General features: G+C 47.8%; 7 protein-coding genes. 4 read left to right on the top strand and 3 right to left on the bottom strand.

Annotated features, from left to right (window positions below; translation table 11 throughout):
- Positions 1-101 precede the first annotated feature (101 nt).
- The 3 genes from gltS to BZG78_RS10960 all read right to left on the bottom strand — a co-directional run bounded on the left by gltS (position 102) and on the right by BZG78_RS10960 (position 3,065).
- Positions 102-1,328 carry a sodium/glutamate symporter gene (gltS, locus tag BZG78_RS10970; protein ID WP_077661224.1) on the bottom strand — a complete coding sequence of 409 codons (1,227 nt, stop codon included), beginning with the start codon at positions 1,326-1,328 and terminating at the stop codon, positions 102-104.
- Between the two features lie 400 nt (positions 1,329-1,728).
- Entirely contained in the window at positions 1,729-2,145 is a 417-nt protein-coding gene (locus BZG78_RS10965) for a CBS domain-containing protein (protein WP_077661223.1), read from the bottom strand.
- 137 nt (positions 2,146-2,282) lie between these two features.
- Positions 2,283-3,065 carry a DUF2927 domain-containing protein gene (locus tag BZG78_RS10960; RefSeq protein ID WP_077661222.1) on the bottom strand — a complete coding sequence of 261 codons (783 nt, stop codon included), beginning with the start codon at positions 3,063-3,065 and terminating at the stop codon, positions 2,283-2,285.
- Positions 3,066-3,249: 184 nt separating this feature from the next.
- On the opposite strand from BZG78_RS10960, the gene BZG78_RS10955 reads away from it, so the two are divergent.
- The 4 genes from BZG78_RS10955 (at position 3,250) to BZG78_RS10940 (ending at position 11,073) form a co-directional block, all read left to right on the top strand.
- Positions 3,250-5,262, top strand: coding sequence for a M4 family metallopeptidase (locus tag BZG78_RS10955; protein ID WP_077661221.1), 2,013 nt, complete (start codon positions 3,250-3,252; stop codon positions 5,260-5,262).
- Positions 5,263-5,460: 198 nt separating this feature from the next.
- Positions 5,461-7,260, top strand: coding sequence for a Na/Pi cotransporter family protein (locus BZG78_RS10950; RefSeq protein ID WP_242413014.1), 1,800 nt, complete (start codon positions 5,461-5,463; stop codon positions 7,258-7,260).
- 124 nt (positions 7,261-7,384) lie between these two features.
- Positions 7,385-9,820: a M9 family metallopeptidase gene (locus BZG78_RS10945; protein WP_077661220.1), complete on the top strand. Its 2,436-nt coding sequence runs from the start codon at positions 7,385-7,387 to the stop codon at positions 9,818-9,820.
- Between the two features lie 203 nt (positions 9,821-10,023).
- Complete coding sequence (locus tag BZG78_RS10940) at positions 10,024-11,073, top strand: hypothetical protein (protein WP_077661219.1); 1,050 nt, start codon at positions 10,024-10,026, stop codon at positions 11,071-11,073.
- Positions 11,074-11,151 lie beyond the last annotated feature (78 nt).

Raw genomic sequence — 11,151 nt, 5'->3', positions numbered from 1 at the left:
GAGCCCACTCCAGAGTCAAGGACGGATGTATCACTATAAAAACACCCAGCCGTTGAATGGCTGGGCGTTAATTTTAATTATCGCAACGTACCCGCAATGGGTTACTGAATCACAAAAATATATCCTTGCAGAATAATGAGATTCACGATGTCGATAAAGAACGCACCGACAATAGGAACGATCATAAAGGCTTGAGGCGCTGGCCCAAAGCGGTTAACGATCGAGCCCATGTTCATGACTGCCGTCGGTGTCGCCCCCAAGCCAAAACCACAGTGCCCACCAGCAATGACCGCACTGGTATAATCGCTTCCCATTAGTTTAAAGGTAACATAATAGCTAAACAACCCAATCACTACCGATTGAATCGCCAGAATAATCAGAAAGGGCACGGCTAAGTCGAGAATATTCCATAACTTCAGCGTCATTAAAGCCATCGCCAAGAATAGAGACAGAGAGACCGTCCCCACCATATCAACCGTTTCTGATTCAAGCTTACGTAAATTAAACAGCTCTAACGTATTGGTGATGATCACACCCAAGAATAACGCATAAACAAAGTCAGGGATCATAAGCCACTGAATGTTGAACTGACTAACCCATTCAGATAAATGACTTGCACCTGTAATACACAATAACAAAATAAACAAGACTTCAATCACTTTTTTAGCAGTGACTTTATCTTCTTCGTTTTCATTATATGTGACTAATTCAGGATATTTTTCGTGCGTTGTTGTCCCACGTCCATACTCAGATTCGAGTTGGTGTTTATTAATCAAACGCTGAGCAACAGGACTACCAATAACCCCGCCAATAACGAGGCCGAGTGTGGCTGAGGCCATTGCGATCTCAAGCGTGCTTTGAATCCCATATTCATCCGTTAATATTTGTGCCCAGGCTGCGCCAGTACCATGGCCACCTGATAGCGTAATTGAACCGGCGACTAAGCCCATTAACGGATCAAGGCCTAGGAGCGAGGCAAAACTGAYGCCAATCGCATTTTGAATGATAATATAGACAGACGCGATCGCTAAAAACCAGAAAACTTTTAGCCCACCTTTGACTAACTGTTTATAATTGGCTGCCAACCCAACGGTGGCAAAAAACATTAGCATAAAGGTGTTTTTTAACGGTAGATCAAATTTAAAGTTGATACCGTTATAATGTAAAACTGAAATCACACAAGCAATGATCAATCCCCCAACAATAGGTTCGGGAATATTAAACTTGCGTAATGCGGGAATTTTTGAATTAACGAAATGGCCTAGAAAAAGTACACCAATAGCAATCAAGAATGATTCTAGTGCACCAATTGAATTGAGTTGATACATATAACCTCTTTGTTTCTCTCACCTCGTCCTCCCTGATCGTCCAATTTAACCTTTGTTTCTACCTCATTTAATATTGTCGTAAAGTCAATGCTGGCCTCCACACCCACGATATTCCCGCATCCTGCTTATCGTATTCACTGCATGACAGGGGCTAACCTCTGTATCCGCACGGCAGGCCACCAGCTTGCCAATGGGCAGCACAATAGCAGAAAACCTTAAATCTGGCATCAAAAATCGCACGATCTATCACGATCATCGCTTTAGTTATTGAAATGTCAATATTAAAAGGCAGGATAATAGCAGAGTGTGCTGATTAAAAAACAGACGGAAAACGAGAGGGGATGCTCAATCCAACCACCCTACTGACGGCTCAGTAGGGTGCGTGCGTATCGTACTGTGGTCACACAGGGTGGGTTAAACATTCGCCCATCTGCATCCCAATGGCGCGCAGTATGTCACGACGCGTGATGATCCCAACTAATTTACCTTCATCGACGACCGGATACAGTTTAGGTTTGGTCGGTGCCATCATTTCGGCCAGTTTAATGATACTGTCTTCTGATTCCACCGCTAACGCGTTGGGCGTCATGCAATCTGAGACGGTGTGTGAGTCTTGACAGTGGTAGCTGTCTCGTAACAACTGCTGCAACATATCTTGCTCGGATATAAAGCCCACCAAACGCTTATTAGCATCAATGACTGGTCCTCCCGTTTGCTGGCTACGAAGTAACTTTTCGAGCGCACTAAACAACGGCATGTCCTGCGAGAATGTAACCGGTCGTTTGTTCATATAATCTTTGACTGTAATCGACTCCATGTCGCCTCCCCAAATCGTTATGACATTATCAGTCCACCCTTTAAGTGTCGTCTAAGTTGGCGAAATGTCTAAATCACTTTCAACAATTTTTATTATCGGGCAGACCAATCATCAACACGTTGGCATCTTCGGCCAGGCTACCATCCGAGTAACGGATAGAGTTTTCCGGTTTTTACTGCTCGATGGGCGTTATTAATGGTGCCATCTTGCGCCCACTTCGTGATCACGGGCCGAATAATTGCCTGGGTGGTTTCCCAGTTTTGCCCTGGTTTTACGGCATCGAGATATAACAGCTGCAACAGTAGGCTATCGAGTCCAGTCAGCAACTGCCGCGAGCTCTGATCGTTAAAAATAGACGGGTAAACTCGGTTATCGTCATTGGGTAACCCCATAACTTGCGTCAACTCTTCCACCACGCATGCCACCAGCTTACCTTTTGATCGGGCGAGATCGACGGGGATCACCACCGCCGCATACTGAATTACCCCGTGTCTATCCACTTTAATGTTGCCAGCACATATCGCGTTCTCTAATGGCGAGACATCGTCCGTCGCAAACTGTTTGCGTGCATCGTCTAAAAAACGGGCATGATTAGTAAATACAATCGATAGATTGGCGCGTTCAGGCCTTTCGGTTGGGGTAAAGGCTACCCCAGTGATTGATTGCAAATGACTAAGATGGTACGCCACTAAATTATCATGTAGCTCACTGTTATTGATTGGATGGGCAATATGATACCGAATCGGCGCTTGCCACTTTCGGATGCCCTGCTCCCCTTCAATATATTCGCTTTTTATTGCTATTCGGTAAAAAGCGTCAAGGATATAAGCAGGCGATTGCCACGCCTGATCGCTCGCCTCGGCCGGAACGGTCCATAAACATCCTATCAACATCAAAGCCAGCCATCCTCGGCGATACACAGCATCACTCCTTTGTTTTCATTACGTTATCCAGCGTCGCTGCAAAAACGACAGAAAAATGGAAGCCAGGTACCATTTTTCTAGACAGATTTTGAACCGGATCGACACTATGACCCCAATCACATTTTACTCTAGCAATGGCTGTGGATAGTAACCAGGATCTTTCCTATCTAACGAGGATATTATGCGTAAAACGTTACTTGCCTTATTTATTCCACTTGCGTTGCCCGCTTATGCCGCCAATATTGTCGATGCGACCAGTATTGATTTGAGCGAAGCACTCGCACCTGAGCAATCTCGCAGTGCCATGGTGAATGGCTCTCCATTAAGTTACCAAGAGCAATCTCGCCTTAACATTGGTGACCAATCTCTGGTTCGCAAACAACAACTTCATTACGGTATTCCTGTTTATGGTTACTCGGTGGTTGAGAACACATCGGCGCGCAATTTTGCGCCGGATGTAAAAGGCGAGGTCGTCACCGGTATTGAGTCTGATATTGGCAGCACGCTGCCCATGTTGAATCAGCAACAGGCTATTGCCATTGCACAGGGCGAATCTACCCCAAATGCGCGGCAATTTAAGCAACCAGATGCGAACACACAGTTGTTGATTTGGCTTGATGAGCAGCAAACCGCGCGCCTGGTGTATAAAGTCGACTATTTAGCCAGCGATAATGGCCATCCGTCACGCCCGATTAAAATTATCGATGCGAAATCCGGCACTGTTTTAGATAGCTGGGAAGGTATCGCTCACCTAGAAGCGAGTGGCCCAGGAGGGAACCAAAAAAGTGGTCGGTTTAACTTTGGTCCGAACACGCAGCTCGGTGGATTCCAGGTGAATAGTCGCTGCCAAATGGACAGCCCCGACGTGAAAACCATTAATATGAACAACCGTGAATGGGGCGGACAAGTTCATCAATTTAATTGCCCTCAAAATACCTATCGCCAAGTCAACGGCGCCTATGCCCCGATGAATGATGCGCAGTACTTTGGTCAGCAAGTTTTCAACATGTATCAAGATTGGTTAGGTGTTCGCCCTATTCGCCAGCAGCTCACAATGCGTGTTCACTATGGTCAAGGCTACGGTAATGCGTTTTGGGATGGTCGCCAGATGACATTTGGTGACGGAAATCGCAGCATGTACCCGCTTACCACTTGGGATGTGATTGCACACGAAGTCAGTCATGGTTTTACCGAGCAAAATTCTGGCTTAGAGTATCGCGGAATGTCTGGTGGCATGAATGAAGCCTTTTCAGATATCGCTGCCGCGGCGCTAGGCCAGTATGTATTCGGCGACTTTAACTGGAAAATGGGTGAAGATGTGATGAAGCATAGCGAAGCCATGCGTTATTTCATTAACCCCAGTAAAGACGGTCGCTCTATTGGTCACGTTGATCGTTACTATCAAGGCATTGATGTTCACTTAAGCTCGGGGATTTACAACAAAGCCTTTTATCATTTGGCCACCAGCGATCAGTGGAATATCAAAAAGGCCTTCCGCGCATTTGCGACCGCTAACCAACTTTACTGGCGTCCTAACGCGAGCTTCCAACAAGGTGCGAATGGGGTTTGCGAAGCAGCTAAAGATCTTAACTACCCTGCGGGGGCAGTGAGTCAGGCCTTTGCAGAAGTCGGTATCGAGATGCAAAACTGCCAAGGTGGCGGTGGCACACCGACGCCAGAGCCTGAGCCTGAACCACAACCCGAGCCGCAGCTAAAACCGCTCACCTTAGAGCAGCCCGTGCAAATTCAAGGTACAGCGGGAAGCGCACAGCAGTTTGTGGTTCAATCCGCACCACGCGGTACGGTTTGGTTACAAACCTATCGCGGCCAAGGCGATGTCGATTTATATGCCGCTGTCGGTCGCCCGGCAAGCGCGAATGATCATGACTGTCGTTCAACCAATTCGGGCAACGATGAGTATTGTGGCTTTAGCCAAGTTCAAGGCCAAGACATTTATGTCACGGTAACCAGTAATGGTAACTACACCACGAATGTCTTAGCCCGGGTTAATGACCGCGGTGTAGAAAAAAATCGCTGCGCCAATATGCCTAGCTGGAGTCAATACAATTATTACTCGGCCGGCGTACAGGTTCAGTATCAAGGACACTTTTTCCAAGCCTCACAAAACAATTGGGGCATTGATCCTATGTCCAACCAATGGGTTTGGCGCTACCAAGGTCGTTGCCAAGGCTAGTTTCCATGGCGGCTGGCATCATGCCAGCCGCTTCATTTGTCTGTTACTGATCATGCGCCCCATCCCTTGCCAGTGAAGCGATGACGTATTGTGATCCCCGCGCGATTCTCGCCGATAATGGTACCTATCTCTCGCATTACTGATTTATTACATCTATGTTAATGATTATTGGTAACAATTAAGTTATGGATAGATTGGATGCAAAAAAAGGTATTTCCCACTATCGGACGCTGGCATCACCTCGCGCTGCTCCTTCTCCTCATCCCTACCGCTGTCTGGGCCGCTGAGGTCAACACATCGTCGATTCATTACCCGACCATGCTCATGGGGCTGCTCGGAGGTCTTGCTCTGTTTTTATACGGCATGGATAAGATGTCCAATGCACTTAAAAATGCCGCAGGGAGTCGGCTCAAATCCTTGTTAGCGCGACTAACGACTAACCGGGTGGCTGGGGTATTCACAGGAGCCGGTGTGACCGCAACCATCCAATCTTCTTCTGTCACCACAGTGCTATTAATCGGCTTTATTTCTGCAGGTTTGATGTCACTGACACAAGCAACAGGCGTGATCATGGGTGCCAATATTGGCACCACGGTAACGGCCCAGATTGTGGCCTTTAAAATCACCCAAGCCGCGTATCTGATGGTCGCTATTGGCTTTTTTATTCAATTTACCGCCAAGGCCGATAAAACCAAGCAATACGGCAAGATGCTGTTTGGTTTGGGTCTCATCTTTACGGGGATGAATATGATGAGTGAGGCGATGTCACCCCTGCGCGGCTATCAGCCATTTATTGATGCCATGGCCCAAATGCGAAACCCCTTCCTTGCTATCTTGCTTGCAGCCTTGTTTACTGCATTAGTACAATCCTCGTCGGCCACCACCGGGATTGTGATCGTATTAGCGGGACAAGGCTTTATTTCGTTGGAAAGTGGGATCGCACTTGCCATGGGGGCTAACGTCGGGACCTGCGTCACCGCATTATTGGCCGCCATCGGCAAATCTCGCGAAGCCAAGCAAACCGCCAGTGTTCATATTCTCTTTAACATTATTGGCGTATTCATTTGGTTGCCAATGATCAGTACGCTCAGTGATTGGAGTGTCGCGCTTTCGCCGATTCACCCCAATTTAACCGGCGTTGAACGATTAGGAGCTGAGCTCCCGCGCCAAATCGCGAATGCGAATACGTTATTTAACGTCGTGAATACGCTTATTATGCTGCCATTCGTGGGAGGATTTGTTTGGCTCGCGAAAAAAATCATACCAAAAACGCCTAAACCAACGATCAGCGAACGGCCGATTGTCGCACCGAAATACTTGTCGAAAGAACTATTGATGACGCCAGACATTGCTATGGACCAGGCGCAGCTTGAGATAGGTCGCGTTGGGCGTAGAGTTTGTAACATGATGAATGCCCTACCGCCTCTAACCTCAAAATTGGCCGCGCAGCAAGAACAAAGCGCTGCCATGGAGGCGCTGGGGAAAATAGAGACTCTAGAACAACAAGTAGATATTCTACACGGGCATATTTTGTTTTACTTAGGACGACTGCGTAAAGAGCCACTTTCACAGGTACAAAGTGATCGTCAAATCATGCTGATCAGTGTGACCGACCAACTCGAAAGCATTGCTGATCTGATTGAAGACACCTTAGTTCCCATCATGGATAAATCACTTCATGCGGAGATTAGCATCAGCCCTGAAATGCAATCAACGCTTGATGAAATCCAAGATAAGGTGACGCATGCGTTACTTGATAGCGTGAATGCGATTCGACGTGGGGATACGCAACGGGCTAAGCGGGTACTAAACACCAAACGTACCCTTAACGCGCTATTGGATAAAGTACTGGCTCATCAAGCAGAGCGTTTGGTCGAGCATAACCCCAATCGTCTTCAACTGTTTAGTATTGAAATGGAGTGGACCGAATCGCTGAAGCGCGTCTATACCGTGACCAAACGTATTGCCAAGTTGCACCTGCGTGAAAAAGAAACGTAATGATGAATAAGTAGCTGATAAGACAAACAAAGTGGAACTAAGCCCTAATATTTGGGCTTAATTCGCCAAAAATATTGAGAAAATCGTTATAAAAGCTCCGCCCAAATTAAACTAGGAGCTTGAAATGTCTTATGAATTTCCTTCCCGTCCCAAGCCTCTTTCGGCACTTATCGCGCTTGCCGCGCTAAGTAGCACCAGTGCATGGGCTAGCGAGTCATGCGAGGTCGCCGATTTAGCAGCCAGTGCTAGCCCTATCCAAGTGATTGCGAATGCGGATCGCAGCTGCTTTACAAGCTGGTACGATACCCAATCAAGCCGTTATGATTCCGTTTACCAAGAAGCCTTTGTCCGCAAAGTCGCTCAGCGACTAGAGCAAACCGTCACGCAATATCAAGGTCAAGCAACGCAAGCACGCCAAATCGCCAACCTCACTGAATATATTCGCGCAGCTTATTACGTCCGCTTTTATGGTGACACAGACCAAGCTGATTATTCTGATAAGCTTGACGAAGCATTGGCGCATACCATCGTCCAGTTTCTACAATCCCCTTTTGCAACCGAAGATGGCCGTGCGCAAACCGATGCATTACATGGCCTGACGTTGATGGCCGATAGCATTAAGCAATTACCACAAACCTTTAACCTACAACTGCGACTGCTGGAAAACCTGAATCAAGCGCGCTTACAAGAGCGTGGCTATGTCAACGCGCTGAACAATCTATTTGTCGCCATGGCAGGTCACCAATCGCGTCAAGCCTTCTACGATGTGCTTGCAGCTGACTTGTCTTTGATCGATCGTCTCTACCAGTTTGTCATTGATAACCCTCAGTYATCACAAACTGAAAACGGTGCTTTATTGGTGTCGAATACAGTCCGCGAGATGGGCCGATTACTCATGGCACCTCAGCCAAGTATCCGTGCACGGGTTCTAACCCACTACCGTGATCTTCTGCCTCGTTTTCCTCTGGGTGGCGCCAACGATGCCGTTTGGGTCGGACTGGTTGAAATGGTCGACGCGTTTGCCCCTGATAAAATCCAAGAATTAGGCCTCACCAATGCCAAATCGACGTTAGCCACCAAAATCGTTCCCTATCGTTTTCAATGTGATGGTCCTGCCGTGATCCGCTCACAAAGCATGACACAAGCGCAGTCTCAACAAGCCTGTGAAAGCTTGCATCAAAAAGAAAACGCATTTCATCAAACTGTTCGCTCCGGTTATCAAGCGGTGGCTGATGATCTAAACGACAGTGTTGAAGTGGTGGTATTTGATAACTCGTCGGACTACAAAACCTATTCATCGTTCTTGTTTGGTAACTCGACCGATAACGGCGGCCAGTACTTAGAGGGCGACCCAGCAAGCCCTGACAACCAAGCTCGCTTTATTGCCTACCGCAATGACGAGGGTAAATCGCTCTCCATTTGGAACCTCGAACACGAGTACGTTCATTATCTTGATGGCCGTTTTAACATGTACGGCGACTTCAACGACGTGCTGCGTCATGGTCATACCGTGTGGTGGCTGGAAGGCTTTGCTGAATACATGGCTCATGGCGATGACTATGCCGAAGCAATTCACTTGGGCAAAGAAGGCGGTTATTCACTCAGTGACGTGTTTGCTACCACCTACCAACATGATGTTAATCGTGTGTATCGTTGGGGGTATTTGGCCGTACGCTTCTTGTTTGAAAAGCACCCAGAAGCGGTAGATGCGTTGCTCGCAGCCGGACGAACTGGACAATTTGAACAATGGGCAAGCTTAGTCAAAGAGTATGGTGCACAGTATGGCCCCGCATTTTCGCAATGGCTGACGACGCTGGATAGTTCAGAGGGCGGCGAGCCTCCTCGTCCAGATCCAGATCCTGAGCCTGAGCACCCAGACGTTACAACCCTATCCCTGGGACAAACCGTCACCATTAGCGGGCAGGCATACAGTGAATATCTCTATCAGATCGACCTGAACCGTGCCGCCACTGCGCTTACCTTTAGCATCGCGGGCCAAGGCAATGCTGATCTCTACGTCGCCAAAGACCGCCAGGCGCACTATTATGACTTTGACACCACCGAGTGGAACCAAACCAGTAATGAAACCGTGACCCTGAACGATGTGGAGCCAGGCCGGTATACCTTAAGTGTCACCGGACGCGGGGACTTTACCGATGTCACTGTCGCGGTAAATGCGGAAGGCCAAGTCGATCCCGAGCCAACGCCAGAGCCACAGCCTGAAACACCGGCTGGCACCGATGACTTGCGCCCGGCTCAGCTTAACGTCGCAAGTCCCAATAGCATCAGCGTCTATCAACGCCGTTACCTGTATGCCGATGTGCCTGAAGGCGCAACCAAAGCGCAAGTGTGGGTCATGGCAGACGGTGATGCAGGTGATTTGAACGTGTTTGCGGCTGAAGAGTATTGGCCAACGCAAGCGCAAAATCAGGCAGCCTCTGAAAGACCCGGTAGCAATCAATACATTGAGATCGACTTACGCAACCAGCAAAGTTTGTACTTGCTACTCGCTGGCGACGGCAGCCGGAGCCAAACCGACGTTCGTGTTTACTTTCAATAGCAACTAAGTAACTAAGTAACTAAGTAACTAAGTAACTAAGTAACGATAATATTATCAAGCGCTACCCTAGGTGGCGCTTTTTTATATAATGCAATACGGTTGCGTTTAACTCTGTGATTGTTGACCTAATTATCATTGTGGCACTTATTGTACAATCCGCTATATAATACTGAGTGTTTACTCAAAACAAGTTGGCTACAATAATGAAAAATATATATCGCGCATTACTCATGCTGGCGGCCATATTTTCCGCTTCAGCCTTCGCCGCAATCGGCCCCTATAAGGTGGTACTGATTCACGGTTTTCAGCCTGATCAACTACAAAGCCGCCCCGATCACGATCAAGTCGTGCAAGATGGCGCTAACTATTGGCAAGATTACTGGCTGCAGTACGCTGATGCACGTATAGATTGGCCGGCCAATGAGCGTATTGAAGGAAAAATCGCCTCCGATTATCTTTGGCCTGCGCTAAAAACCCTTTCAGAGCAAGAAACCTGTTTGTCCGGCTGCCTTTTAGTCACCCACTCTACCGGCGATTTGGTTGCACGCTATCTGTTAGATAACCAAGAAAATTGGCTGATTAACGCAGGTCTTGAGCCGCTCAATATTGTAGGGACTTTCGATTTTGCCGGTGCCGGTGGTGGTGTCGAAATGGCAGACATTGCTGTCAATGTGGCACAGGGAGGCGGTTGGCTTAATCACACAATGAAAAAAGCGGTATCGCTTTGGATGGGTCAGTTACCGAACAAAGACAATATTGGCGTTCTGAACGATTTAAAAGTCGCTAACGCACGCCAACTATCGAACTGGCCTGACAACCGTGTCCCTCGTATTCGCTTTGTTGGCAATGGCTCTGACTTCTTGGGGGCGACATCTTCCTTTATTCCAGGCAGTGATGACGGTGTGGTTGCCGCGCATTCTGCATGTGGCGCTGCCGATGTCGATGCATTTGATAGCTGTTCGACCGCGATTGAGTTCGATGGCAAGTTAGATTATGTCCATAAAGGAGTGAGACGCTTTATCCCCATGCACTACCCGTTGCTAATGGGGAATAAATACAGCCACCTCACGATCTTTAAGTCAGCGCATCGAGGTAAAGTTACCGCCACCGATCCAGAGCTCAAGCTTGGCGATCAATCACGCATCTCAGTTGAAACCTTTGATAAGGATGGTTGGTTTGGCAAAAAATATCGATATGTCCGTGATTCGGACCGTGACACATTGTCAGAGATCGTGTACGCCCTACCGCAATAAGCACAACACACTGTGACAAAATCGGCAAAGCTGCTTTTTTATGGTGAGGAAGCAGCTTGTCGGATTTCTTCACTTTTC

The organism is Salinivibrio sp. MA351 (genome assembly GCF_001996065.1).
GTDB lineage: Bacteria > Pseudomonadota > Gammaproteobacteria > Enterobacterales > Vibrionaceae > Salinivibrio > Salinivibrio costicola.
The sequence above is the reverse complement of the archived record's forward strand: the minus strand, read 5'-3'. Positions and strand labels throughout refer to the sequence as shown.

What these genes read in the sequence shown, in the direction of transcription:
- BZG78_RS10950 (WP_242413014.1), top strand. Translation starts at nt 5,461, where the DNA reads ATGCAAAAAAAGGTATTTCCCACTATCGGACGCTGGCATCACCTCGCG.
- BZG78_RS10965 (WP_077661223.1), bottom strand. Translation starts at nt 2,145, where the DNA reads ATGGAGTCGATTACAGTCAAAGATTATATGAACAAACGACCGGTTACA.
- BZG78_RS10955 (WP_077661221.1), top strand. Translation starts at nt 3,250, where the DNA reads ATGCGTAAAACGTTACTTGCCTTATTTATTCCACTTGCGTTGCCCGCT.
- BZG78_RS10940 (WP_077661219.1), top strand. Translation starts at nt 10,024, where the DNA reads ATGAAAAATATATATCGCGCATTACTCATGCTGGCGGCCATATTTTCC.